The sequence below is a fragment of the Pseudomonas fungipugnans genome, assembly GCF_029955235.1.
GTDB lineage: Bacteria > Pseudomonadota > Gammaproteobacteria > Pseudomonadales > Pseudomonadaceae > Aquipseudomonas > Aquipseudomonas fungipugnans.
In genome coordinates this window covers 2,353,512-2,378,473 of record NZ_JARBWL010000002.1, presented here as the reverse complement: position 1 = coordinate 2,378,473, position 24,962 = coordinate 2,353,512, and the positions used below count along the sequence as shown (strand labels likewise).

Below are 24,962 nucleotides of genomic sequence, written 5' to 3'. Positions count from 1 at the left end.
ACACGTCGGACGCAGGCAAATGACGCGGCAGGGACGTTTATCGTCGATGCTAACGCCAATCCACCCGGCACACCCGCCAACGCGATAGTCGGGATTCTGTAGGAGCGGTCTGCAATACAAACGCTCAATTCATACGCCCGTTTGATTTGGGTACGTCACCTTCACGGAATTTCCGACAATTGTCAATCGCCCGAAATGCGGGTTTAAACGCGACTTTCCGGTCACTTCCGTACCGCCAGGACCTGCAACACGCCAAAGCATGTGAGCCCATTCATAGAATCAATAGTTAGAAAAGTCGCCCTAATTAGCGGCAGCCTTTGTTTAAGCAGCTACGCTGGCCGGACAGGGAAGGAAAAATTTACACGCCTTGGGTGAACACCCGGAGCAAGATCAACGCCTTGTAGAATTACCGGCCTGCCTGGCCAACCCCGGCCCGATGATGATGTCGGGCTTTTTATTGCCTGTCTGTCAGGCGTTTCGCACCATTGCGGCGCGAAATTTCAGCAAACTATGCCAGCGCCTTGAGCGTGGCATCAATCTGTTGCAAAACCTCGGCCTCGCCTTTCTCGCCCCAGTACAGGGTGATCATCTGCTTGTCCGCTTCGATCTTGTAAACGTTGTCTGGCAACTTTTCGAAATGAATCAGCAACACGGGATCCTCGCAGACTTCCTGCCACTGGTTGACCCAGACGCCAGGCGACTTTTGCCAGTAACTCCAGCACGCCGGCTGATTGCCTCGGCGCGGGCGATGGTACTGGGCGCAGGGGCTCGGTGGCTCCTGGCTCAGCCAGTGCGGCCATTCCTGGGGCGCCAGCTGCATGGCCAGCCCGATGCGCCGCGCCTCCATGCGCAGGGCCATGCGTCCGCTCTGGTGGCGGGACGGCCGCAACCAGGCCAGCGGACTCAAGACCACCAACAGGATTGACACCACTATCCAGACCGTCATATCTGTACTCCCGATTCTTGATGAGCGCTTTGAGTCACTTTGGAACCAATGCGCTTGAAACCAGCCATACTTACCAATATTGCAATCCTCAGGAGGAGCACCTCATGCCCTACCACCATATTCTGGTCGCCGTAGATCTAACCGAAGAGTGCGATCCTGTTATCCACCGCGCTCGCGAGCTGTCGGTCAGCAATGGCGCCAAATTGTCACTGGTGCATATCGTCGAACCGATGGCCATGGCCTTTGGTGGCGATGTGCCGATGGACCTGTCCCAGTTGCAGCAGCAACAGTTCGACCAGGCCAAGGAGCGTCTTGAGCGGTTGATCCTCAAGTACCCGGAGCTCACCAAGGAGTACAGCCACCTGACCTATGGCCAGCCGCGCCAGGAGATTCATCACCTGGCCAAGGAACAGACCTGCGACCTGATCGTGGTGGGCAGTCATGGTCGGCATGGCCTGGCGCTCTTGCTGGGCTCCACCGCCAACGACGTGCTGCATGGTGCACCTTGCGATGTGCTGGCGGTACGCCTGATCAAAAACTGACAACCCACTCCCACATTGGATCTGCGACAGCCAGTCAATCGCATTGCATACGAAAAGCCCGGCGCTCATCACTGAGCGCCGGGCTTTTTTTATTGCAGGATCAGTCAGGCATCCAGCTCGGCCCAACGCTCCACCAACACGTCCAGCTCAGCCTGCAACTGCTCAAGCTGAGCAATCACTTTGGCGGTGTCAGCCGCAGGACGCTGATAGAAACCGCCATCCGCCATCTCGGCTTCCACGGCTGCAATCTGCTTTTCCTTGGCATCGATGTCGCCTGGCAAGGCTTCCAGCTCACGCTGCAGCTTGTAGCTCAGCTTCTTCCTGGCAGCCGGTGCAGCGGCTGCCGCGACCACCGGGGCCGGCTCGGCGGTCACGACCGCCGAGGTCAGGTCGGCCTTGCCGGACTTGCTCTCGGTCACGCCCAACAGGCGCGGCGAGCCGCCCTGACGCAGCCAGTCCTGATAACCACCGACGTATTCGCGAACCTTGCCTTCACCTTCGAAGACCAGGGTGCTCGTCACCACGTTGTCGAGGAATGCCCGGTCGTGGCTGACCATCAGCACGGTGCCGTTGAAGGTCAGCAAGACCTCTTCCAGCAGTTCGAGTGTTTCCACGTCGAGGTCGTTGGTCGGTTCGTCGAGTACCAGCAGGTTGGCCGGCTTGCTGAACAACTTGGCCAGCAACAGACGGGCACGCTCGCCACCCGACAGCGCCTTGACCGGCGTGCGAGCACGCTGCGGGCTGAACAGGAAGTCGCCGAGGTAGCTCAGCACGTGACGGCTCTGACCGTCGATATCAATAAAGTCGCGACCTTCGGCCACGTTATCGATCACGGTTTTTTCCAGATCCAGCTGGTGACGCAACTGGTCGAAGTACGCCACATCGATGCGTGTGCCCTCTTCCACTTTGCCGCTGGTAGGTTGCAGACCGCTGAGCATCAGTTTCAGCAACGTGGTCTTGCCGGTACCGTTGGCGCCGAGCAGACCGATACGGTCGCCTCGCGTCAGGACCATCGAGAAATCCTTGATCAGGAACGGGCCGCCCGGATGCGCGAAACTCACGTTCTCGAGGACCATGACCTGCTTGCCGGACTTGTCGGCGGTGTCCAGCTGGATGTTGGCCTTGCCAGTGCGCTCACGACGTTCGCTGCGCTCGACGCGCAGGGCTTTCAAAGCGCGAACACGACCTTCGTTACGGGTACGGCGCGCCTTGATGCCCTGGCGAATCCAGACTTCTTCCTGGGCGAGTTTCTTGTCGAACAGCGCGTTGGCGGTTTCTTCAGCGGCCAGGGTGGCCTCTTTGTGGACGAGGAAACTGGCGTAGTCGCCGTTCCAGTCGATCAGGCCGCCACGATCCAGTTCGAGGATGCGGGTGGCCAGGTTCTGCAGGAAAGAACGGTCGTGCGTGATGAACAGCACGGCGCCCTGGAAATCCTTCAGCGCCTCTTCAAGCCAGGCAATGGCGCCGATGTCCAGGTGGTTGGTCGGTTCGTCGAGCAGCAGCAGGTCCGGCTCGGAAACCAGAGCCTGGGCCAGCAGGACGCGACGACGCCAGCCGCCGGACAATTCGGCGAGGGTCTTGTCGGCCGGCAGTTGCAGACGGCTCAGCGTGCTGTCTACCAGTTGCTGCAAACGCCAGCCGTCGCGGGCTTCGAGGTCGTGCTGGACATGCATCAGCTTGTCCAGATCGGCGTCGGTGACGATGTTCTGGCTCAGGTGGTGATACTGCGCGAGCAACTCGCCAACACCGTCCAGGCCTTCGGCGACCACGTCGAACACCGTCCGCTCGTCGGCCACCGGCAATTCTTGCGGCAATTCGCCTATCTTGAGGCCAGGTGCGCGCCAAACCGAGCCGTCATCGGGCTTCTGGTCGCCCTTGACGAGCTTCATCATGCTGGACTTGCCAGTGCCATTACGGCCGATGATGCACACCCGCTCGCCACGGGCGATCTGCCAGGACACCTTGTCCAACAACGGCATAGCGCCGAACGCAAGGGACACATCGCTGAATTTGAGCAGGGTCATGAGCTTCTCCAAAAACCGGGCGCGCATTCTACCTGACTTGAGCCCTCAGAAGGCCGGCAATTTCACCTTCGAAGCACTCTGCATAACAAATGTTGCGAACTTATGCCTGTAGGTCGGCAAAGCTTTCACCCGTTGCTGGCAAAAGGCTAAGCTACGGGCAATCAGTGTCGATATTGTCGGCACTTGTCATGATTTCTCTGCCCGGATGTCTCATGCGCAGTCGCCTTTTCAGTCTTTTTTCATGTTTGCTTCTTTCGGCCACTGCCGTTCAATCCGCCCAGGCGGTGGACCTGTCCACCCAGCGCCAGTATTACGATGAGGCCAAGCGCGCCCTGGCCAAGGGTGATACTGGCCCGTACTTTCAATACAGCCAGGCCCTCAGCGATTATCCGCTGGAACCGTACCTGGCCTATGACGAACTGACCGCGCGCCTGAAAACCGCGAGCAACGAGGAAATCGAAAAGTTCCTCGCCGAACACGGTGACCTGCCGCAAGCCAACTGGATGAAACTGCGCTGGTTGCGCTGGCTGGCCGATCGTGCCGACTGGGCGACCTTCGTCAAGTATTACGATCCCGATATGAATTTTACCGAGCTGGACTGCCTCAATGCGCAGTACCAGATCAGTCATGACAAGAAGGCCGAAGGCTATGCCAACGCCGAAAAACTCTGGCTGACCGGTAAATCGCAACCCGCCTCCTGCGACGCGCTGTTCGGCATGTGGGCCTCCGAAGGCCAATTGACCGAACAGAAACGCTGGGAACGCACCAAGCTCGCCGCACAGGCGCGCAACTATCCGCTGGCCAATAGCCTGGTGAACGGCCTGACCACCCTCGCCCCACGCGGTCGCCTGCTGGTGGATGTGGCGCAGAAACCGGAACTGCTGAACCAGCCTTCGCGCTTCATCCCGGCCGACGAAGCGATGTCCGACATCGTCAGCCTCGGCTTGCGCCGCCTGGCCAGGCAGGACCCGGACAAGGCCATGGACCTGCTCGACGGTTACGCCAGCAGCATGCACTTCTCCCGTGACGAAAAAGTGGCAATCGCCCGGGAAATCGGCCTGACGCTTGCGCGCCGCTATGATCCGCGGGCCCTGGACGTGATGACCAAGTACGATCCGGAACTGCGCGACAACACGGTGTCCGAATGGCGCATGCGCCTATTGCTGCGCCTGGCACGCTGGGACGATGCCTATCAACTGGTCCGTCGCCTGCCGCAAGACCTGGCCACCACCAACCGCTGGCGCTACTGGCAGGCCCGCAGCCTGGAACTGGCGCAACCGCAGAACCCGCAAGCACAAGTGCTGTACAAGACCCTCGCCAAGGAGCGCGACTTCTATGGCTTCCTCGCCGCCGATCGCTCACAGGCGCCGTATTCGCTGGTGAACAAACCGCTGGTGCTGAGCCAGGCCACCATCAACAAGGTGCGTAATACCCCAGGCATACGCCGCGCACTGGAATTCCACGCCCGCGGGCAAGTGGTCGATGGTCGTCGCGAATGGTATTACGTCAGCCGGCACTTCAACCGTGACGAAATGGTCGCTCAGGCGAAACTGGCTTACGACCTGAAATGGTATTTCCCGGCAATCCGCACCATCAGCCAGGCGCAGTACTGGGACGACCTGGACATCCGTTTCCCGATGGCCCACCGCGACACACTGGTGCGCGAAGCCAAGGTGCGTGGCCTGCATTCGAGCTGGGTGTTTGCCATCACGCGCCAGGAAAGCGCCTTCATGGATGACGCTCGTTCCGGTGTCGGCGCCAGCGGCCTGATGCAATTGATGCCAGGCACCGCCAAGGAAACCGCCCGCAAGTTCAGCATTCCCCTGGCGTCGCCACAACAGGTGCTGGACCCGGACAAGAACATCCAGCTCGGCGCCGCTTACCTGAGCCAGGTGCACAGCCAGTTCAACGGCAACCGCGTCCTCGCCTCCGCCGCCTACAACGCCGGCCCCGGTCGCGTGCGTCAATGGCTGCGCGGCGCCGACCACCTGAGCTTCGACGTGTGGGTGGAAAGCATCCCGTTCGACGAAACGCGCCAATATGTGCAAAACGTGCTGTCGTACTCGGTGATCTACGGGCAGAAGCTGAACTCGCCACAACCGCTGGTGGATTGGCATGAGCGGTATTTTGATGATCAATGACCGTGGTGTTTAGCCGCTGACAAAAAATGCCCGCATCGATTGATGCGGGCATTTTTTATGAGGCTCTACTTGGTCGGTTACTTAGTCGGTTACCGGATCGGTCAGGACATCTGGGCCATCACTAAACTGCAACGCCGCCAGCCGTGCATACAGCGCATTACCCGCCACCAGCTCTTGATGCGTGCCCACGGCCACCAGCTTGCCCTTGTCCATCACCGCGATCCGGTCGGCGTTTTTCACCGTGGCCAGGCGATGGGCGATGACCAGGGTGGTGCGGTTTTTCATCAGGCTGGGCAGGGCTTGCTGGATCAGGTGTTCGCTCTGGGCATCGAGGGCGCTGGTGGCTTCGTCCAGCAACAGGATCGGTGCATCCACCAGCAGCGCCCGGGCGATGGCCAGGCGTTGGCGCTGGCCACCGGACAAACCGAGGCCGCCGTCGCCCAGGTGGGTCTGGTAGCCGTTGGGCATTTGCTCGATGAAGTCGTGGGCGTAGGCGATTTTCGCGGCGTCCTGGACCTGAGCCAGAGTCGCCGTCGGGTTGCCATAGCGGATGTTCTCCTCGATGCTGCCGAAAAACAGCGCCGGGTTCTGCGAGACCAGGGCAAAGCAGCGGCGCAGGTCCAGCGGATCGAGTTCGGTCAGCGGCACGCCATCGATCAGGATACGGCCCTGCGTCGGGTCGTAGAAACGCAATAACAGGTCATACACCGTCGATTTGCCCGCGCCAGAAGGTCCGACCAACGCCAGCGTCTCGCCCGCGTTGATCGTCAGACTCAAGCCATCGACGGCATAACTTTCGGGACGCGAGGGGTAGGAAAAGCGCACCTCTTGCAGCGCCAGATCGCCCTTCACCCTTGCCGGCAATGTCTGCAGCCCGGTGGTCGGTGGCTGGATAATATTTTCCGAACGCAGCAACTCGGCAATCCGTTCGGCGGCGCCGGCGGCGCGTTGCAACTCGCCAATCACTTCGCTCAAGGTGCCAAAGGCACTGCCGACGATCAGGCTATAGAAGACAAACGCTGCCAGTTCACCGCCCGAGATGCGACCGGCAATCACGTCCATGCCGCCCACCCACAGCATCACGCCAACCGCGCCCAGCACCAGCGCGATGACCAGCGTGATCAGCCAGGCCCGCTGGAAGATGCGCTTGCGTGCGGTGTCAAACGCTTCTTCCACCGTCACGGCAAAACGTTGTTCGTCCTGCACCTGATGGTTGTAGGCCTGCACGGTCTTGATCTGGCCGAGCGTTTCGGACACGTAGCTGCCGATGTCGGCAATCCGGTCCTGGCTCAGGCGCGAGAGGCTGCGCACCCGGCGACCGAAAATCAGGATCGGCGCGACCACCAGTGGCAACGCCACGACCACGATGCTGGTGAGCTTGGGGTTGGTGATAAACAGCAGGACAATCCCGCCGATCACCATCAACAGATTGCGCAGAAAAAGCGACAGCGACGAGCCGATCACCGATTGCAGCAACGTGGTATCGGCGGTCAGTCGCGACTGGATCTCCGAGCTGCGGTTGTCTTCATAAAAACCCGGATGCAGGTAGACCAGATGGTTGAATACCTGACGCCGAATATCCGCCACCACGCGCTCGCCAATCCACGACACCAGGTAAAAACGGGCGAATGTACCGGCCGCCAGACCGAGCACCAGCACCATGAACAGCCCGATGGACTCATTGAGCAAATGCGGGGATTGCGTCATGAAACCCTTGTCGACCAGCAGGCGAATCCCCTGCCCCATGGACAAAGTGATGCCCGCCGTGATGATCAGCGCCAGCAAGGCGCCGAACGCTTGCCAACGGTACGGCGCGAGAAAGCGACTGGTCAGGCGAAGGGCGCGGCGGTGACGGGAAGAGAGCATCGGGGTTTCCAGGTACGCAAGGAATCGGGCCAGCCTACCCCTTTCAATGGGGTGGAACTCTGTAAATCACAATGAGTCAGGTTAAATATGACCGCCAAGACTAGCCGCTAGACGCTAATGGTCTAATGTCCCAGTGGCACCACTGCGCTATTTCTGATTGAGTAAAGGTACCGACATGGATACAGATCGCACGCGTTGTAACAGACCGGTCACCTGGCGGTTTTAATGTCAATACAACCTGATGAGGAGACAGGCCATGTCCTTGCAACACAGCAGCGATGACAAGATTCAAGTGATCCGCACGCAGCCACACCAGTCTCTGGGTTGCTCGTTTATCGATGCCCAAGGCCGCGAAGTACCGATCACTGAAGACATGATCCAGAACGCTTGCCGCGAACTGGAACAGCGATTGGTCAAGCCTGCCGAACAAAAGTGATATAGCCACCGTCTTCTTGACCCGGCCCTGGTTGGCCGGGTTTTTTATGGGTGATTATCCAGAATCTGTGGTGCTGCCTTCGCGAACAGGCTCGCTCCCACAATCGATTGCGATCAACCTGTGGGAGCGAGCTTGCTCGCGAATGGGCCTACCTGGTTTTCAGACCGCCGAAGCGCCCAACGCCGCCACGATTTGCTGCAATGCTGGAGAATCCCCTTCAACCCGCACCTGCAACCCGTCAATCTCGCGCCGCGCCGGATAATGCTTGCGCAACGCATCGAACGCCGTGCGCTGCTCGCTCACACTGCCCACCAGGCTACGCCGAAAATCCGCGTCATCACGGCGCGGGTCATACACCCCACGGCACAACATTGCCAGCGCCCAGGCTGGATCGCTGTCCGCGCTCAAGGTCACTTGCGACAACCACGGCTTGGGCAGCAAGTCGCTCAGACTGACAACGGCAGGCTGGCCGAGAAAATCGCAAAACGCCTGATAAATCTGCGCCGTCCCACGCTGTTTGCCGTCGAGGCTGTAACCGGCGATGTGCGGCGTTGCCAGCACGCAAAGATCGGCCAGCGCCACGTCCACTTCAGGCTCGCCCTCCCAGACATCCAGCACTGCTTGCAGGTCTTCGCGCTGCAGCAACACCTGACGCAAGGCCGTGTTATCCACCACCGGGCCACGGCTGGCGTTGATCAGCCAGGCGCCGGGCTTGAGCTGGTTCAAACGGCTTTTGTCGAACAGGTGCCAGGTTGATTGAGCGCCGTGCTTCTTCAACGGGGTGTGCAAGCTGATGACATCGCATTGCTCGATGATCTGTTCGAGGCTGACGTAGTCGCCACCCTCATCTGCCTGGCGAGGCGGATCGCACACCAGTACGTTCCAGCCCAGCCCTTGCAGTACCTTGACTAGACGCCCGCCGACTTCACCGGCACCGACCACGCCATAAGTGCGTTGCGTCAGGTCGGCACCCTCGATCTCGGCCAGGGTCAGCAGGCTGCCCAGCACATAATCGACCACGCCCCGGGCGTTGCAACCGGGAGCGCTGGACCAGGTAATGCCGGCCTGCTGAAAGTAATCAAGGTCCAGATGATCGGTACCAATGGTGCAGGTGCCGACAAAGCGCACCTTGCTGCCTTCGAGCAGGGAACGATTGACGTTGGTCACCGAGCGCACCAGCAGCACATCGGCCTGTTCTACCGTGGCGCGGTCAATGGAGCGTCCCGGCACCCGGCGGATTTCGCCAAAACCTGCGAAGAAGGCATCAAGCAGCGGGATATTTTCGTCGGCAACAATCAACATGGCGGGGCTCCTTTGGGGGATCGGCAGTGTAGGCGGAGTTGACGGTGATGGGCCAGCAGGCATTGCACAGCCAGGGCGGCATCGCCTTTGTGACACTGCATTGCCTTTGTGGCGAGGGAACTTGCTCCCGCTCGGCTGCGCAGCAGTCGTAAAACCTTTGCTCGCGGTGGGCATGATAAAATCGGGCCGAATGATTCGGGGCTGCTTCGCCGCCCTGCGCGAGCAAGCTCCCTCGCCACAGAAGATCTCGAAGAACCTGACGATCGATTACAAATCCCTAACACGGGATTTTTCCTGACCATCGCGTCAACGCGTAGAATGCGTCGCCTTGCGCAACAAACATCTCTGGACGCTCCGCTTGTGAATTCCGTAACTGACACCGCCGCCACACGCCCGCTCAACCGCCCTGCCCGGGTTCGCCTGGAGCTGAAAAACCTGTTTGCCCTGGCGTTGCCGATCATGATCGCGCAACTGGCGACCACCGCCATGGGCTTCGTCGATGCCGTGATGGCCGGCCGCGTCGGGCCGCGAGACCTCGCCGCCGTGGCGCTGGGCAATTCGATCTGGGTGCCGGTGTTTCTGCTGATGACCGGCACCTTGCTGGCGACCACGCCAAAAGTGGCCCAGCGCTTCGGCGCCGGCACTCACAGCGAAATCGGACCGATTGTGCGTCAGGCGTTGTGGCTGGCGCTGGTGGTCGGCCTGATGGCCACCGGCATGCTGATCGCTGCCGAGCCGGTCCTGCACATCATGAAGGTCGACCCGGAACTGATCGCGCCGTGCATGCAATACCTGCACGGCATTGCCGCCGGTTTGCCAGCGGTCGCGTTCTATCACGTGCTGCGCTGCTTCAGCGACGGCATGGGTCGCACCCGCCCGGCAATGATCCTCGGCTTGTGTGCGCTGGCGCTGAATATCCCGCTGAACTACGTGTTCATTTATGGCCACCTGGGCGTCCCGGCCATGGGCGGCGCTGGCTGCGGTTGGGCGACGGGAATCGTGATGTGGTTCATGGCGCTCGGCATGGTCGCCTATACACGCTGGGCTCCCGCCTATCAGAAAAGCGAGTTGTTTCGCCGTTTCGACTGGCCGCAATGGGCGGTGATCAAGCGCTTGCTGAGCATCGGATTGCCGATCGGCATCGCCGTGTTTGCCGAGTCGAGCATCTTCGCCGTGATCGCACTGTTGATCGGCAGCCTCGGCGCCACGGTGGTGGCCGGGCACCAGATTGCCCTGAACGTCAGCTCGCTGGTGTTCATGATCCCCTACTCGCTGGGGATGGCCGTGACCGTGCGGGTCGGGCAGGCCCTGGGCCGTAACGAGCCCCGCGAAGCCCGCTTCGCCGCCGGTGTCGGCATGGGCAGCGCGCTGGCCTATGCCTGCCTGTCGGCGAGCATGATGCTGTTGCTGCGTGAACACATTGCGACCATTTACACCACCGACCCGACGGTGATTCATGTGGCGGCCATGTTGATTGTGTATTCGGCGTTGTTCCAGTTTTCCGATGCGATCCAGGTCACGGCGGCCGGCGCACTGCGCGGTTATCAGGACACGCGGGTGACGATGATTCTGACGCTGTTCGCTTACTGGGGAATCGGCTTGCCGGTGGGCTACGCACTGGGCCTGACCGACTGGCTGGGCGCGCCAAGCGGCCCGAGCGGGCTGTGGCAGGGTCTGATCGTCGGTTTGAGTTGCGCAGCCTTGATGCTGTCGATCCGCCTGACGCGCAGTGCACGCAAGCAGATCCGTATCAGCCGGTCGGCGGGTTAAGCGAGTTTCTTGCGAATCCAGTAGAGGTAGGTACCTGCCTCTTCGTGCTGTGCCACCAGTTCGTGGTCCAGAAACACACAGAACTTGGGAATGTCGCGGCGGGTCGACGGGTCGGTGGCGATCACCTTGAGCAGGCCGCCGGGCACCAGGTCACGGATGTGCTGGTGCAGCATCATCACCGGTTCCGGGCAGTTGAGGCCGGTGGCGTCAAGGGTGCCGTCTACCGGCGTATCAAGCATGTCACTCATGATTCACTCCTGAAACTGGCCGGCATTGTCGCGCAATGCCGGGGGCAATGTCATGTGAGGCGTACACCGCCCCTGTGGGAGCTGGCTTGCCTGCGATGGCGTCGCCTCAGTTCGACGTCAAACCGAGTCGCCTGCATCGCGGGCAAGCCCGGCTCCCACAAAAGCGTCGAACCGAGTAGATGCCATCGCAGGCAAGCCAGCTCCCACACAAAAGCTCTCCCCACAGGGATACCAGCGTTTTAGCGGGACTTGGGCTTCTTCACATCAATCCGACGCAAATGGCAGGTCACTTCTTCGCGGTCGTGATACAGCTGCTTGCAGCCAACCTCGACCCGAATACCGCGCTCCTTGAAGCCTTCGGCAATACGTTCCAGCAGGCGTTTCACCTCGGCGTAGCGCTGCTTCATCGGCAACTTCAAGTTGACCACCGCTTCGCGGCAATGCCCCTCGCCAATCCACTCTTCGAGCATCGCGGCGTTGCGCGCCGGTTTCTCAACGATGTCGCAGACCATCCAGTCCACCGGCTGCTTAGGCTTGAAGGTAAAACCGTCGGCCATCAAGTGTTGCACCAGCCCGGTGTCCATCAGGCTTTCAGCCATCGGGCCGTTGTCGATGGCGGTGACGATCATGCCACGGTTGACCAACTGCCAGGTCCAGCCGCCAGGCGCGGCGCCCAGGTCGACACCGGTCATGTCGCTGTGCAGGCGCTCATCCCACTGATCGCGAGGAATGAAGTGGTGCCACGCCTCTTCCAGCTTCAGCGTCGAGCGGCTTGGCGCGTCACGCGGGAACTTCAGGCGCGGAATGCCCATCGGCCACATCGCCGAGTTGTTGGACTCGGCCAGGCCCATGAACACTTCGCGACCGCTCTTGAAGGTCAGCAGCAGGCGCGGCTTGCTGGCGTCGTCCACCAGCTTGCCGGCCGCCAGCAACGCCTTGCGCAGGTGGACTTCGAATTTCTTGCAGAAGTTCGACAGTTCCTTGCCATCGTTGGTGTCGACCATTTCCAGCCACAGGCTGCCGCACAGCGGGAAGTCGGCCATGTGCGCGAGGATCACGCTGATGCGGTCGGTTTCCGGCAGATCGATGAAGATGCCACGCGCCCACTGGCGCGGGAAGATCAGCTCGGCGAAACGCTGGCCACGCATCAGGCGCTCGGCGCCGTCTTCTTCGGTGCAGACAAACTCGGCGCAGGCGCTGGCGGTTTTCGCCTTGGCATAACCGGCCACGTTCAGCCGCGCGGCATGTTCGGAAATCTCGGAACAGACTTCGCCTTCGAAGCCTGGCCGGCAATGCATAAAGAGGGTGTTCATTTTTACTCCTGGGCAGATGGCGAAGAAATTGCGCCACTGCGCGATGCCCAGACTTGCGTTGAAGCAAAGCCTGTCACGAAAACCGGCGCATGATAGCCGAGTTCGGAACCTCGGAGCTGTCCATAGAGTCCAGTTATTAGCTTTAACGTTCAAACAGGGCTAGGTTGAAAGCTCTGTCCTTCCCCCCAGTTCGTAGCCGTGCGGACTTAAAGGAGTCATTTCAATGCCGTCCCTCGATAGCCTGAAAACCCTTAAAACACTACAAGTCGACAACAAGGCCTACCATTATTTCAGCCTGCCCGAGGCCGCCAAAAGCCTCGGTGATCTCGACAAACTGCCGATGTCCTTGAAAGTCCTGCTGGAAAACCTGCTGCGCTGGGAGGACGAAAAAACCGTCACCGGCGCCGACCTCAAAGCCATTGCCGCCTGGCTCAAGGAGCGCCGCTCCGACCGTGAAATCCAGTACCGCCCTGCCCGCGTGCTGATGCAAGACTTTACCGGGGTGCCCGCCGTGGTCGACCTGGCCGCCATGCGCGCCGCCATGGCCAAGGCCGGTGGCGACCCGCAGCGCATCAATCCGCTGTCACCTGTGGACCTGGTCATCGACCACTCGGTAATGGTCGATAAATTCGCCAGCCCAAGCGCCTTTGAACAGAACGTCGACATCGAAATGCAGCGCAATGGCGAGCGTTACGCGTTCCTGCGCTGGGGCCAGAGCGCCTTCGACAACTTCAGCGTGGTGCCACCGGGCACCGGCATCTGCCATCAGGTGAACCTGGAATACCTGGGGCGCACGGTCTGGACCAAGGACGAGGACGGCCGCACCTACGCCTTCCCCGACACGCTGGTCGGCACCGACTCCCACACCACCATGATCAACGGCCTGGGCGTGCTCGGCTGGGGCGTGGGCGGCATCGAAGCGGAAGCGGCGATGCTCGGCCAACCGGTGTCGATGCTGATCCCGGAAGTGATCGGTTTCAAACTGACCGGCAAGCTCAAGGAAGGCATCACCGCTACCGACCTGGTGCTGACCGTCACCCAGATGCTGCGCAAAAAAGGCGTGGTGGGCAAATTCGTCGAGTTCTATGGCGATGGCCTCGCCGACCTGCCGCTGGCCGACCGCGCGACCATCGCCAACATGGCACCGGAATACGGCGCGACCTGCGGCTTCTTCCCGGTGGACGACGTGACCCTGGAATACCTGCGCCTCTCCGGTCGCCCGACCGAAGTCGTGAAACTGGTCGAGGCGTATACCAAGGCTCAGGGCCTGTGGCGGCTGCCGGGCAAAGAGCCGATCTTCACCGACAGCCTGGCGCTGGACATGGCCAGCGTCGAAGCCAGCCTCGCCGGGCCGAAACGCCCGCAGGACCGTGTCTCGCTGCCGAATGTGGCCCAGGCCTTCAGTGACTTCCTCGGCCTGCAACTCAAACCCACCAGCAAGGAAGAAGGCCGCCTGGAAAGCGAAGGCGGCGGTGGCGTCGCCGTGGGCAACGCCGATCTGGTGGGCGAAGCGGACTACGAGGCCGAAGGCCACACCTATCGCCTGAAAAACGGCGCCGTGGTGATCGCGGCAATCACCTCCTGCACCAACACCTCCAACCCGAGTGTGATGATGGCGGCGGGTCTGGTGGCGAAGAAAGCCGTGGAAAAAGGCCTCAAGCGCAAACCGTGGGTCAAGAGTTCGCTGGCGCCCGGCTCGAAAGTGGTCACCGATTACTACAAGGCAGCGGGTCTGACGCAATACCTTGATGAACTCGGTTTCGCGCTGGTCGGTTACGGCTGCACCACCTGCATCGGCAATTCCGGGCCGCTGCCGGAGCCGATCGAGAAAGCCATTCAGAAAGCCGACCTGGCCGTGGCCTCGGTGCTGTCCGGCAACCGTAACTTTGAAGGCCGGGTGCATCCGCTGGTGAAAACCAACTGGCTGGCCTCCCCGCCGCTGGTGGTCGCTTACGCGTTGGCCGGTACGGTGCGCATCGACATCAGTAGCGAATCCCTGGGCGATGACAAGGACGGCCATCCGGTTTACCTGCGCGACATCTGGCCCAGCACCCAGGAAATTGCCGAGGCGGTGAATCAGGTCAACACGTCGATGTTCCACAAGGAATACGCCGAAGTGTTTGCCGGTGATGAACAGTGGCAAGCCATCGAAGTGCCGCAAGCGGCGACTTATGTGTGGCAGGAAGATTCGACGTACATCCAGCATCCGCCGTTTTTTGATGACATCAGCGGCCCGCTGCCGGTGATTCAGGACGTGAAAAAAGCCAACGTGCTGGCGCTGCTCGGCGACTCGGTGACCACCGACCATATCTCCCCTGCCGGCAATATCAAGGTCGACAGCCCGGCCGGCCATTACCTGCGTGAGAAAGGCGTCGAGCCGCGCGACTTCAACTCTTATGGTTCGCGTCGCGGCAATCATGAAGTGATGATGCGCGGCACGTTCGCCAACATCCGCATTCGCAACGAGATGCTCGGTGGCGAAGAAGGTGGCAACACGATCTACATTCCTACCGGCGAGAAGCTGCCGATCTACGATGCCGCCATGCGTTATCAAGCGGCGGGCACGCCACTGGTGGTGATTGCCGGGCAGGAATATGGCACCGGGTCGAGCCGCGACTGGGCGGCCAAGGGCACCAATCTGCTGGGTGTGAAAGCGGTCATTGCCGAGAGTTTCGAGCGGATTCACCGCTCCAACCTGGTGGGCATGGGCGTGCTGCCGTTGCAGTTCAAGCTGGATCAGAACCGCAAGAGCTTGAACCTGACCGGCAAGGAAACCGTGGACATTCTCGGCCTGACCGGCGTCGAGGTGACGCCACGGATGAACCTGACGCTGGTCATCACCCGTGAAGACGGCAGCAGCGAGAAGGTCGAGGTGTTGTGCCGCATTGATACGCTCAATGAGGTTGAGTACTTCAAGTCAGGGGGGATTTTGCATTACGTGCTGCGGCAGCTGATTGCCTCATAAACGCGTGCTGACACAGACACCGCCTTCGGGCGGTGTTTTTGTTTGTGTCTGTCTATAATCGCGCCCCTTGAACATCGCATACCTCTGTGGCGAGGGCGCTTGCTCCCGCTCGACTGCGAAGCAGGCGCAAATCCAGCCAATGCAAATCACTGTCATCACAGGGTTTTGGGCCGCTTCGCAACCCAGCGGGAGCAAGCTCCCTCGCCACAAAAGCACTTCAGCCTCAAAGGACTCTTTTATGCTCGCTCTGCCATGGATCCACCTGGCACTTCTCTCCATCGGCTATGCCCTGGCGCTGATCTACGGCCATCTCGGCTGGCTGGCCGCCATTTCTATCGGGCTGTTGCTGTTTGCCGGCTATGCCGTACGCCAACAACAGGTGCAGCTCGGTCGCTACCTCGGTCACGGCCTGTTCATTTTCCTGGCGCTGGCCCTGGCCATGCACTGGCTTCCCGGTTTCCACAACGGCCGGGCCATCGCCGCGCAACGCTTCACTGCCGACGCCGTACCGTTCGCGATGTACCTGAACCTCGACAAGCCCCTGATCGGCTTCTGGCTGCTGCTGGTCTGCCCCTGGATTGTCGCCCGGCGCTCACTGCGGCTGTCGGTTTATGCCACGGCCATGGCCCTGGCCGTCAGTTCGGTACTGGCCCTGGGCGGCGCATTGCTGCTGGGCATGATCAGTTGGGCACCGAAATGGCCGGATCAGACCTGGCTATGGGTGCTGAACAACTTGCTGCTGGTGACCCTGGTCGAGGAAGCGCTGTTTCGCGGCTATGTCCAGGGCGGCCTGAGCCGGTATTTCAAGCACCTGCCCTACGGCGAAAACCTCGCACTGTTGCTGGCCTCGCTGTTGTTCGGCCTGGTGCACATGGGCGCTGGATGGCAATGGACGTTGCTGGCAGGGCTGGCAGGTGTCGGCTATGGTCTGGCCTACCGTTTCGGCGGGCTGGGGGCGGCCATTGCCACCCATTTCGGCCTGAATCTGCTGCACTTCGCCCTGTTCACCTACCCGATGCTTGCCAGCTGAGGCAACGGCCGTTTTGCGACGGACCGCTGATTTATTGAAAAATTATTTCAATTTATTCCTGACGACGCCGACAACCTCTCAAAGCCTTGCGGATTGAAAAAGCCATGCGTAATAACCAGCCCATTACACAACGCGAACGGACCTTCCCGGCTCAGCAACGGTTGATTTCCACAACCGACGCCAAAGGCGTGATCACTTACTGCAACGACGCGTTTGTTGAAATCAGTGGGTTTTCCCGTGAAGAGTTGATCCGTGCGCCGCACAACCTGGTTCGTCACCCTGACGTCCCGGCGGCGGTGTTCGCGCATATGTGGGGCACATTGAAACAAGGCTTGCCATGGATGGGCATTGTCAAGAATCGCTGCAAGACCGGTGATCACTACTGGGTCAACGCCTATGTCACACCGGTTTTCGAAGGCAATCAGGTCATCGGTTACGAGTCGGTGCGGATCAAACCCACCGCCGAACAGATCCGCCGTGCCGAAGCGCTCTACCAACGCATCAACCAGGGCAAGTCGGCGATTCCTTCAACCGATAAATGGCTGCCGGTGCTGCAGGACTGGCTGCCGTTCATTCTGGTCAGCCAACTGAGCTTCATGATCGGCGCTTCGCTGAACTCCCATTGGGGGTTTGCATTGGCGGCCGGTCTGTCGGTGCCGCTGGGCCTGATGGGTTTGAGCTGGCAACAGCGCGGCCTCAAGCGCCTGCTGGTGTTGGCCGGACAAACCACCTCCGACCCGCTGATCGCGCAGATGTACACCGACAGCCGTGGCGCCCAGGCGCGACTGGAGATGTCGATTCTCAGCCAGGAAGCCCGCCTGAAAACCTGCCTGACCCGTCTGCAGGACACCGCCGAGCACCTGACCGAGCAAGCGCGGCAGTCCGACACCCTGGCCCACAACAGCTCCAGTGGCCTGGAACGTCAGCGCGTCGAAACCGAACAAGTGGCCACGGCCGTCAACCAGATGGCCGCTACCACGCAGGAAGTCGCCAGCCACGTGCAGCGCACCGCCGACGCGACTCAGGAAGCCAATCGCCTGACCGGTCGCGGTCGTGACATTGCCGGTGAAACCCGTGAAGCCATTCAGCGTCTGTCGGTGGTGGTCGGTGAAACCGGCCTGACCGTGACGCAACTGGCCAAGGACAGCGACGAAATCGGTGGCGTGGTCGATGTGATCAAAGGCATCGCCGACCAGACCAACCTGCTGGCCTTGAACGCCGCCATCGAAGCGGCCCGTGCCGGCGAGATGGGGCGTGGTTTTGCGGTGGTGGCCGATGAAGTGCGGCAACTGGCCCAACGCACCAGCGAGTCCACCGGGCAGATCCATGCCCTGATCGCCAAGCTGCAACAGACGGCCAATACCGCCGTGCAAACCATGGACGCCGGGCACCGCCAGGCGGAAGAAGGTGTGGCGCGAGTGCTGGAGGCGGATCAGGCACTGATCGGCATCAGCGAAGCGGTGGCGCACATCACCGACATGACCACGCAGATCGCCGCAGCGACCGAGGAGCAAAGCTCGGTGGCCGAGGAGATCAGCCGCAACATCAGCAACATCTCGCAACTGGCCGATCAGACCTCGGAACAGGCGCATAACTCGGCATTGTTGAGTGAAGAGCTGACCAAGACCGCGAATACCCAGTATTCGTTGGTGGAGCGGTTTAACCGCTGATAGCTGTTGAAAGACAAAAACCCGGACAGTGAAAACTTCCGGGTTTTTTATGGTCATTCTGAACCTGATGTTGCCTGGTAGATTGCTTTCGCGAGCAGGCTCGCTCTCATAGGGATCTCTGCATCACCCCCAATCAACTGTGGGAGCGAGCTTGCTCGCGATGAGGCCCTGACTGCGGCTACAAAACTTATTGCAGAAACGCCGCGACCTTGCCTGCCGCAGCCGCCAGATGCTGCTCATGCGTAAACCCCGAAGCCTTCAACGGCTTCAAATCATGATCCCCCGCCACCAGCCAGAACACTTCGATGCTCGGCGACAACGCATACGCCTCGACCGCATCGCGATTGCCCAACGCATCGCGCTCACCCTGCACAATCAGCGTCCGGGTTGTCAGCGCCGCCAGATGTTCGACCCGCGGCTTTTCCGGTTTGCCCACCGCATAAAACGGATACCCCAGGCACACCAGCGCATCCGCCCCCAACTCGTCCGCCAGCGAACTGGCCATTCGCCCGCCCATGGACTTGCCGCCAATGGCCAACGGCCCAGTGACATGACGTCGCACCACGGCATGTACCTCGCGCCAGCATTCGAGCAGTTTCGGCGCCGGGTTGGGCGGGCGCTTGACTCCGTCGATCCGCCGCTGAGCCATGTACGGAAACTCGAAACGCAACACGTTGACGCCTTGTGCCACGAGGCGCGCAGCCATGTCGTTCATCCAGGCACTGTCCATCGGCGCGCCGGCACCGTGCGCCAGGATCAGGGTCGCCGAAGCCGGCGCTGAAGCGGCGTCCCACAGCCATCCATGATCGCGTACGCACTGCGCCCATTGATCCCCGTCAATACTGGCCTTGTGCTGTTTGTCCATGCTTGCCTCGCTTTTAGTCTGCCTATAACTCCAGGCGAAGGGAGCGTCTGCCTTGCGGCTTACTCGCAAAGACAGGCCTTCACTTCGGCTGAACCGTGGATGGGGAACCATGAACACTTCTATCAGTACCGCCTACAACTACAAGGTGGTCCGCCAATTCGCCATTATGACGGTGGTGTGGGGCATCGTCGGCATGGGGCTCGGGGTTTTTCTCGCTGCCCAGTTGGTCTGGCCCGAACTCAATTTCAATCTGCCGTGGACCAGCTTCGGCCGTCTGCGCCCGTTGCACACCAACGCGGTGATTTTCGCGTTCGGCGGTTGCGCCCTGTTCGCCAGTTCGTTCTATTCGGTGCAACGCACCTGCCAGACGCAATTGTTCGCGCCAAAAATCGCGCAGTTCTGCTTCTGGGGCTGGCAGTTGGTGATCGTGCTGGCGGCCATCAGCCTGCCACTGGGCTACACCAGTTCCAAGGAATACGCCGAACTGGAATGGCCGATCGACATCCTGATCACCATTGTCTGGGTCGCCTACGCCATCGTGTTCTTCGGCACGCTAGCCAAGCGCAACACCAAGCACATCTACGTCGGCAACTGGTTCTTCGGTGCGTTCATCATCACCGTGGCGATCCTGCACATCGTCAATAACCTGGAAATCCCGGTCAGCTGGAACAAATCCTACTCGCTGTACGGCGGCGCCACCGACGCCATGGTGCAATGGTGGTACGGCCACAACGCCGTGGGCTTTTTTCTCACCGCCGGCTTCCTCGGAATGATGTACTACTTCGTGCCGAAACAGGCCGAGCGTCCGGTGTATTCCTATCGCTTGTCCATCGTGCATTTCTGGGCGCTGATCACCCTGTACATCTGGGCCGGTCCGCACCACCTGCACTACACCGCGCTGCCGGACTGGGCTCAGTCGCTGGGCATGGTGATGTCGCTGATCCTGCTGGCGCCGAGTTGGGGCGGGATGATCAACGGCATGATGACGCTCTCGGGCGCCTGGCATAAGTTGCGCAGCGACCCGATCCTGCGCTTTCTGGTGGTGTCGCTGGCGTTCTACGGCATGTCGACCTTCGAAGGCCCGATGATGGCGATCAAGACCGTCAACGCCCTCTCCCACTACACCGACTGGACCATCGGCCACGTACACGCCGGCGCACTCGGCTGGGTGGCGATGATTTCCATCGGCGCGCTGTACCACATGATCCCGAAAATCTTCGGTCGCCCGCAGATGCACAGCATCGGCCTGATCAACGCGCACTTCTGGCTCGCCACCATCGGCACCGTGCTCTACATCGCCTCGATGTGGGTCAATGGCATCGCCCAGGGCCTGATGTGGCGGGCAGTCAACGAAGACGGCACGCTGACCTACTCCTTCGTCGAAACCCTGGTGGCCAGCCACCCCGGCTTCGTCGTGCGACTGGTGGGCGGGGCGATCTTCTTCAGCGGCATGCTGCTGATGGCCTACAACACTTGGCGCACCGTGCGGGCCTCGCAGCCTGCCGAAGCCGCCGCTGCCGCGCAGATGGCCTGAGGAGTCCGCCATGAAACACGAAACAATCGAGAAAAACGTCGGCCTGTTGATGCTACTGATGGTTCTGGCCGTGAGCATCGGCGGCCTGACGCAGATCGTCCCGCTGTTCTTCCAGGACGTGACCAACAAACCGGTGGAAGGCATGAAGCCCTACACCGCGCTGCAACTGGAAGGTCGTGACCTCTACATCCGCGAAGGCTGCGTGGGCTGCCACTCGCAGATGATCCGGCCATTTCGCGCCGAAACCGAACGCTATGGCCACTACTCGGTCGCCGGTGAAAGCGTCTGGGATCACCCGTTCCTCTGGGGCTCGAAACGCACCGGGCCGGACCTGGCACGGGTCGGCGGTCGCTACTCCGAAGACTGGCACCGCGCGCACTTGTACAACCCGCGCAACGTGGTGCCGGAATCGAAAATGCCCGGTTACCCGTGGCTGGTCGCCAATCAGCTCGACAGCAGCCACACCGAAACCAAGCTGCGAGCGATGCGCACCCTGGGCGTGCCGTACACCGACGACGATATCGCCGGTTCGGTCGAGTCGCTCAAGGGCAAGACCGAAATGGACGCGCTGGTCGCCTACCTGCAAGTGCTCGGCACTGCCATCAAGAGCAAGAGGTGAGCCATGGTCTTTGAAATGAGCAGTGGAATGATTCGCGGCCTCGGCACGGTCGTGGTGTTCGTGGCCTTCGTCGGCCTGGCAATCTGGGTGTTCAACGGCAAGCGCAGCACGGCATTCGCCGAGGCGCGCCTGCTGCCGTTCGCCGATGAACCGCAACCCGAGGACGCCAACACCCAAGAACCTGAAACAAGGAGTACCCGGCCATGACCACCTTCTGGAGTACCTGGATCTGTGTCCTGACCATCGGCAGCCTGATCGGCCTGACCTGGCTGCTGATCGGCACCCGCAAGGGCGAAACCAAGGGCAGCGTCGACCAGACCATGGGCCACAGCTTCGACGGCATCGAGGAGTACGACAACCCGCTGCCGCAATGGTGGTTCATGCTGTTCGCCGGCACCTTGGTGTTCGCCGTGGGTTACCTGATCCTTTACCCGGGCCTGGGCAACTGGAAAGGCATCTTGCCGGGCTACGAGGACGGCTGGACCGGCGTCCACGAATGGGAAAAGGAAATGGACAAGGCCGACGCCAGATTCGGGCCGATCTTCGCCAAGTTCGCCGCCATGCCGGTGGAAGACGTGGCCAAGGATCCGCAGGCGTTGAAAATGGGCGGCCGGCTGTTCGCCTCCAACTGCGCAGTGTGTCACGGCTCCGACGCCAAGGGCGCCTTCGGCTTCCCCAACCTGGCGGACAGTGATTGGCGCTGGGGCGGCGATGCCGACACCATCAAGACCACCATCATGGGTGGTCGTATGGCGGCGATGCCGGCCTGGGGTGAAATGCTCGGTGACGCCGGGGTGAAAAACGTCGCCGCTTATGTGCGTCACGAACTGGCCGGCCTGCCGTTGCCAGCCGACAGCAGCGCCGACCTGCAAGCCGGACAGCAAACCTTCAGCACAATGTGTATCGCCTGCCACGGGCCGAACGGCCACGGCACTGAAGCCATGGGCGCGCCGAACCTGACGCACCCGGCCGGCTTCATCTACGGTACAAGCCTGGCGCAACTGCAACAGACCATTCGCCATGGCCGTCAGGGCCACATGCCGGCGCAGAACGAATTGCTCGGCAACGACAAGGTGCAACTGCTGGCCGCCTACGTGTACAGCCTGTCGCACGGTGTCGGCACCGAGCGCTTGCAGGCTGAAGGCAAAAACGAATAATCACTCACCGCTCTGCTGCCGCATTCTTCGGGATGCGGCAGTTTCCCGCTTCTTTGCGACCCATTGTCGCACCCTCAATCACTCTCCCTTTCGGTTCCCCGGAATCGGGTCTACGCTTGCCCGATGCGGACTGGCAAAGTACCGGTTCCAGGTCGACCCTAGCCGATGTGTTCGACGAATCTGCTCGATGACAGGCCGCAAAGGCTGGTAGATACCGGCTGTCGTGCCAATTGCCATCGGTCACCTTATCGTTGCGTTTTAACACACCCCGTTACAACTGACCTGAACCCCTCACCTTTTTCGTCTGCTGCGACATTTTGTCCATGGGCAATTTTGTCCTTACGCGGCGCATGGAAAGGCCGCAGAATCAGCGCTGGAAAGCATTGACCCAGGTCATGGCGCGTTGCAATGACCCCCTGCTTTCTCCATACTTGCGACCGATTTTTACTCCTAATAAAATACCCAAACCGTGGAACCTTAGAATGAGCACAGCAATCAGTCCGACTGCTTATAACTATAAGGTAGTCCGCCAGTTCGCCATCATGACGGTGGTCTGGGGGATCCTTGGCATGGGGCTCGGTGTCTTCATCGCCTCACAACTGGTCTGGCCGGAATTGAACTTCGGTCTGCCCTGGACGAGCTTTGGACGCCTGCGCCCGCTGCACACAAACCTGGTGATTTTCGCCTTCGGTGGATGTGCATTGTTTGCCACTTCTTATTACGTCGTGCAGCGAACCTGCCAAACGCGACTGATTTCCGACAGCCTCGCCGCCTTCACCTTCTGGGGTTGGCAAGCGGTGATCGTCGGCGCCATCGTGACCTTGCCGCTGGGTTACACCACCACCAAGGAATACGCTGAACTGGAATGGCCCCTGGCTATTCTGCTGGCGATTGTCTGGGTCACCTACGGCCTGGTGTTCTTCGGCACCATCACCAAGCGCAAAACCAAACACATCTATGTCGGCAACTGGTTCTACGGCGCCTTCATCGTCGTGACGGCGATGCTGCACATCGTCAACCACGCCTCGCTGCCGGTCAGCTTCTTCAAGTCCTATTCGGCGTACGCCGGTGCGACTGATGCGATGATCCAGTGGTGGTACGGCCACAACGCCGTGGGTTTCTTCCTGACCACCGGCTTCCTGGGGATGATGTACTACTTCGTGCCGAAACAGGCCGAGCGTCCGATCTACTCCTATCGCCTGTCGATCGTGCACTTCTGGGCGCTGATCACCCTGTACATCTGGGCCGGTCCGCACCACCTGCACTACACCGCGCTGCCGGACTGGGCTCAGTCGCTGGGCATGGCGATGTCGATCATCCTGCTGGCTCCGAGCTGGGGCGGCATGATCAACGGCATGATGACCCTGTCGGGCGCCTGGCATAAGCTGCGCACCGACCCGATCCTGCGCTTCCTGGTCGTCTCCCTGGCGTTCTACGGCATGTCGACCTTCGAAGGCCCGATGATGGCCATCAAGACCGTCAACTCGCTCTCGCACTACACCGACTGGACCATCGGCCACGTACACGCCGGCGCTCTGGGCTGGGTGGCGATGATTTCCATCGGCGCGCTGTACCACATGATTCCGAAGGTATTTGGTCGTCCGCAGATGCACAGCATCGGCCTGATCAACACGCACTTCTGGCTCGCGACCATCGGTACCGTCCTGTACATCGCCTCGATGTGGGTCAACGGCATCACCCAGGGCCTGATGTGGCGTGCAATCAACGATGACGGCACCCTCACCTACTCGTTCGTCGAAGCGCTGCAAGCCAGCCACCCGGGCTACATCGTTCGCGCCATCGGTGGTGCGTTCTTCGCCAGCGGCATGCTGTTCATGGCTTACAACGTGTTCCGCACCGTACGTGCCTCGAACCCGGCTGAAGCTGAAGCCGCCGCTCAGATCGCTGTCGTTGGAGCTCACTGATGAAGCATGAAGTAGTCGAGAAGAATATCGGCCTGCTGGCCTTCTTCATGGTTATCGCCGTCAGCATCGGCGGCCTGACCCAGATCGTTCCACTGTTTTTCCAGGACGTCACCAACAAGCCGGTCGAAGGCATGAAGCCGCGCCCCGCCCTTGAAGTCGAAGGACGCGACGTCTACATCGCCAACGGCTGTGTCGGCTGCCACTCGCAGATGATCCGTCCATTCCGTGCTGAAACCGAACGCTATGGCCACTACTCGGTTGCCGGTGAAAGCGTCTGGGACCACCCGTTCCTGTGGGGCTCCAAGCGTACCGGTCCGGACCTGGCCCGTGTCGGCGGTCGTTACTCCGATGACTGGCAGCGTGCGCACTTGTACAACCCGCGCAACGTAGTGCCTGAGTCGAAAATGCCGGCCTACCCGTTCCTCGTGGAAAACAAGCTCGACGGCAAAGACACCGCCAAGAAACTGGAAGTCTTGCGCACGCTCGGCGTCCCTTACACCGACGAAGACATCGCCGGAGCCAAGGACGCCGTGAAGGGCAAAACCGAAATGGACGCGCTGGTGGCCTATCTGCAAGGCCTGGGCACCATCATCAAAAGCAAACGGTGAT

The 24,962-nt window shown here is 60.7% G+C and carries 20 protein-coding genes; 13 read left to right on the top strand and 7 right to left on the bottom strand.

Features of this window, described 5'->3' with window-relative positions; genetic code table 11:
• Positions 1-508: 508 nt before the first annotated feature.
• A complete protein-coding gene (locus tag POF45_RS25975) occupies positions 509-946 on the bottom strand; it encodes a hypothetical protein (protein WP_259501545.1) in 438 nt (145 codons plus the stop codon).
• 104 nt (positions 947-1,050) lie between these two features.
• On the opposite strand from POF45_RS25975, the gene POF45_RS25970 reads away from it, so the two are divergent.
• The gene (locus POF45_RS25970; RefSeq protein WP_259501543.1) at positions 1,051-1,488 is read left to right on the top strand and encodes a universal stress protein; all 438 of its coding nucleotides are present in this window, start codon (positions 1,051-1,053) and stop codon (positions 1,486-1,488) included.
• A gap of 104 nt (positions 1,489-1,592) precedes the next feature.
• Here POF45_RS25970 and POF45_RS25965 read toward each other — a convergent pair whose 3' ends face one another.
• The gene (locus POF45_RS25965; RefSeq protein ID WP_259501542.1) at positions 1,593-3,512 is read right to left on the bottom strand and encodes an ATP-binding cassette domain-containing protein; all 1,920 of its coding nucleotides are present in this window, start codon (positions 3,510-3,512) and stop codon (positions 1,593-1,595) included.
• A gap of 212 nt (positions 3,513-3,724) precedes the next feature.
• On the opposite strand from POF45_RS25965, the gene POF45_RS25960 reads away from it, so the two are divergent.
• Positions 3,725-5,653 carry a transglycosylase SLT domain-containing protein gene (locus tag POF45_RS25960; protein ID WP_259501535.1) on the top strand — a complete coding sequence of 643 codons (1,929 nt, stop codon included), beginning with the start codon at positions 3,725-3,727 and terminating at the stop codon, positions 5,651-5,653.
• An 81-nt stretch (positions 5,654-5,734) separates the two neighbouring features.
• Here the strand turns inward: POF45_RS25960 and POF45_RS25955 are convergent, their stop codons facing one another.
• A complete protein-coding gene (locus tag POF45_RS25955) occupies positions 5,735-7,519 on the bottom strand; it encodes an ABC transporter transmembrane domain-containing protein (protein ID WP_282317033.1) in 1,785 nt (594 codons plus the stop codon).
• 256 nt (positions 7,520-7,775) lie between these two features.
• Between POF45_RS25955 and POF45_RS25950 the strand changes: the two genes are divergently transcribed.
• Entirely contained in the window at positions 7,776-7,955 is a 180-nt protein-coding gene (locus tag POF45_RS25950; protein WP_259501524.1) for a PA1571 family protein, read from the top strand.
• 159 nt (positions 7,956-8,114) lie between these two features.
• Here the strand turns inward: POF45_RS25950 and pdxB are convergent, their stop codons facing one another.
• Entirely contained in the window at positions 8,115-9,257 is a 1,143-nt protein-coding gene (pdxB, locus tag POF45_RS25945) for a 4-phosphoerythronate dehydrogenase PdxB (RefSeq protein ID WP_282317032.1), read from the bottom strand.
• 360 nt (positions 9,258-9,617) lie between these two features.
• Between pdxB and POF45_RS25940 the strand changes: the two genes are divergently transcribed.
• A complete protein-coding gene (locus POF45_RS25940; RefSeq protein WP_282317031.1) occupies positions 9,618-11,027 on the top strand; it encodes an MATE family efflux transporter in 1,410 nt (469 codons plus the stop codon).
• Here POF45_RS25940 and tusA read toward each other — a convergent pair.
• Positions 11,024-11,275: a sulfurtransferase TusA gene (gene tusA, locus POF45_RS25935; RefSeq protein ID WP_259501519.1), complete on the bottom strand. Its 252-nt coding sequence runs from the start codon at positions 11,273-11,275 to the stop codon at positions 11,024-11,026. The two genes, POF45_RS25940 and tusA, sit on opposite strands and share 4 nt — an antisense overlap.
• Before the next feature lie 239 nt (positions 11,276-11,514).
• Positions 11,515-12,588 carry a 23S rRNA (cytidine(2498)-2'-O)-methyltransferase RlmM gene (rlmM, locus tag POF45_RS25930; RefSeq protein ID WP_259501518.1) on the bottom strand — a complete coding sequence of 358 codons (1,074 nt, stop codon included), beginning with the start codon at positions 12,586-12,588 and terminating at the stop codon, positions 11,515-11,517.
• Between the two features lie 223 nt (positions 12,589-12,811).
• Here rlmM and acnA point away from each other — a divergent pair, with 223 nt between their 5' ends.
• The 3 genes from acnA to POF45_RS25915 all read left to right on the top strand — a co-directional run bounded on the left by acnA (position 12,812) and on the right by POF45_RS25915 (position 18,253).
• The gene (gene acnA, locus POF45_RS25925; RefSeq protein WP_282317030.1) at positions 12,812-15,553 is read left to right on the top strand and encodes an aconitate hydratase AcnA; all 2,742 of its coding nucleotides are present in this window, start codon (positions 12,812-12,814) and stop codon (positions 15,551-15,553) included.
• 238 nt (positions 15,554-15,791) lie between these two features.
• Positions 15,792-16,583 carry a CPBP family intramembrane glutamic endopeptidase gene (locus tag POF45_RS25920; RefSeq protein ID WP_282317029.1) on the top strand — a complete coding sequence of 264 codons (792 nt, stop codon included), beginning with the start codon at positions 15,792-15,794 and terminating at the stop codon, positions 16,581-16,583.
• A gap of 104 nt (positions 16,584-16,687) precedes the next feature.
• Positions 16,688-18,253 carry a methyl-accepting chemotaxis protein gene (locus POF45_RS25915; protein WP_282317028.1) on the top strand — a complete coding sequence of 522 codons (1,566 nt, stop codon included), beginning with the start codon at positions 16,688-16,690 and terminating at the stop codon, positions 18,251-18,253.
• A gap of 187 nt (positions 18,254-18,440) precedes the next feature.
• On the opposite strand, the gene POF45_RS25910 is transcribed toward POF45_RS25915, so the two are convergent.
• Positions 18,441-19,118 (bottom strand): alpha/beta family hydrolase, encoded by a 678-nt coding sequence (locus tag POF45_RS25910; protein WP_282317027.1) that lies wholly within the window; start codon positions 19,116-19,118, stop codon positions 18,441-18,443.
• A 109-nt stretch (positions 19,119-19,227) separates the two neighbouring features.
• Between POF45_RS25910 and ccoN (POF45_RS25905) the strand changes: the two genes are divergently transcribed.
• From ccoN (POF45_RS25905) to ccoO (POF45_RS25880), 6 genes are all read left to right on the top strand, one after another.
• Complete coding sequence (gene ccoN, locus POF45_RS25905) at positions 19,228-20,652, top strand: cytochrome-c oxidase, cbb3-type subunit I (protein WP_259501509.1); 1,425 nt, start codon at positions 19,228-19,230, stop codon at positions 20,650-20,652.
• Positions 20,653-20,662: 10 nt separating this feature from the next.
• Positions 20,663-21,271, top strand: a complete 609-nt coding sequence (ccoO, locus tag POF45_RS25900) for a cytochrome-c oxidase, cbb3-type subunit II (RefSeq protein WP_259501501.1) — start codon at positions 20,663-20,665, stop codon at positions 21,269-21,271.
• 3 nt (positions 21,272-21,274) lie between these two features.
• Complete coding sequence (locus POF45_RS25895; protein ID WP_282317026.1) at positions 21,275-21,478, top strand: cbb3-type cytochrome oxidase subunit 3; 204 nt, start codon at positions 21,275-21,277, stop codon at positions 21,476-21,478.
• Complete coding sequence (ccoP, locus tag POF45_RS25890; RefSeq protein ID WP_282317025.1) at positions 21,475-22,428, top strand: cytochrome-c oxidase, cbb3-type subunit III; 954 nt, start codon at positions 21,475-21,477, stop codon at positions 22,426-22,428. The genes POF45_RS25895 and ccoP overlap by 4 nt, the downstream gene beginning before the upstream one ends.
• 482 nt (positions 22,429-22,910) lie before the next feature.
• A complete protein-coding gene (ccoN, locus tag POF45_RS25885; RefSeq protein ID WP_259501488.1) occupies positions 22,911-24,353 on the top strand; it encodes a cytochrome-c oxidase, cbb3-type subunit I in 1,443 nt (480 codons plus the stop codon).
• Positions 24,353-24,961: a cytochrome-c oxidase, cbb3-type subunit II gene (ccoO, locus tag POF45_RS25880; protein ID WP_259501484.1), complete on the top strand. Its 609-nt coding sequence runs from the start codon at positions 24,353-24,355 to the stop codon at positions 24,959-24,961. The genes ccoN (POF45_RS25885) and ccoO (POF45_RS25880) overlap by 1 nt, the downstream gene beginning before the upstream one ends.
• Position 24,962: the final 1 nt, after the last annotated feature.

Coding starts and splice junctions, on each gene's coding strand:
- POF45_RS25975 (WP_259501545.1), bottom strand. CDS start 946: ATGACGGTCTGGATAGTGGTGTCAATCCTGTTGGTGGTCTTGAGTCCG.
- POF45_RS25970 (WP_259501543.1), top strand. CDS start 1,051: ATGCCCTACCACCATATTCTGGTCGCCGTAGATCTAACCGAAGAGTGC.
- POF45_RS25965 (WP_259501542.1), bottom strand. CDS start 3,512: ATGACCCTGCTCAAATTCAGCGATGTGTCCCTTGCGTTCGGCGCTATG.
- POF45_RS25960 (WP_259501535.1), top strand. CDS start 3,725: ATGCGCAGTCGCCTTTTCAGTCTTTTTTCATGTTTGCTTCTTTCGGCC.
- POF45_RS25955 (WP_282317033.1), bottom strand. CDS start 7,519: ATGCTCTCTTCCCGTCACCGCCGCGCCCTTCGCCTGACCAGTCGCTTT.
- POF45_RS25950 (WP_259501524.1), top strand. CDS start 7,776: ATGTCCTTGCAACACAGCAGCGATGACAAGATTCAAGTGATCCGCACG.
- pdxB (WP_282317032.1), bottom strand. CDS start 9,257: ATGTTGATTGTTGCCGACGAAAATATCCCGCTGCTTGATGCCTTCTTC.
- tusA (WP_259501519.1), bottom strand. CDS start 11,275: ATGAGTGACATGCTTGATACGCCGGTAGACGGCACCCTTGACGCCACC.
- rlmM (WP_259501518.1), bottom strand. CDS start 12,588: ATGAACACCCTCTTTATGCATTGCCGGCCAGGCTTCGAAGGCGAAGTC.
- acnA (WP_282317030.1), top strand. CDS start 12,812: ATGCCGTCCCTCGATAGCCTGAAAACCCTTAAAACACTACAAGTCGAC.
- POF45_RS25920 (WP_282317029.1), top strand. CDS start 15,792: ATGCTCGCTCTGCCATGGATCCACCTGGCACTTCTCTCCATCGGCTAT.
- POF45_RS25915 (WP_282317028.1), top strand. CDS start 16,688: ATGCGTAATAACCAGCCCATTACACAACGCGAACGGACCTTCCCGGCT.
- POF45_RS25910 (WP_282317027.1), bottom strand. CDS start 19,118: ATGGACAAACAGCACAAGGCCAGTATTGACGGGGATCAATGGGCGCAG.
- ccoN (WP_259501509.1), top strand. CDS start 19,228: ATGAACACTTCTATCAGTACCGCCTACAACTACAAGGTGGTCCGCCAA.
- ccoO (WP_259501501.1), top strand. CDS start 20,663: ATGAAACACGAAACAATCGAGAAAAACGTCGGCCTGTTGATGCTACTG.
- POF45_RS25895 (WP_282317026.1), top strand. CDS start 21,275: ATGGTCTTTGAAATGAGCAGTGGAATGATTCGCGGCCTCGGCACGGTC.
- ccoP (WP_282317025.1), top strand. CDS start 21,475: ATGACCACCTTCTGGAGTACCTGGATCTGTGTCCTGACCATCGGCAGC.
- ccoN (WP_259501488.1), top strand. CDS start 22,911: ATGAGCACAGCAATCAGTCCGACTGCTTATAACTATAAGGTAGTCCGC.
- ccoO (WP_259501484.1), top strand. CDS start 24,353: ATGAAGCATGAAGTAGTCGAGAAGAATATCGGCCTGCTGGCCTTCTTC.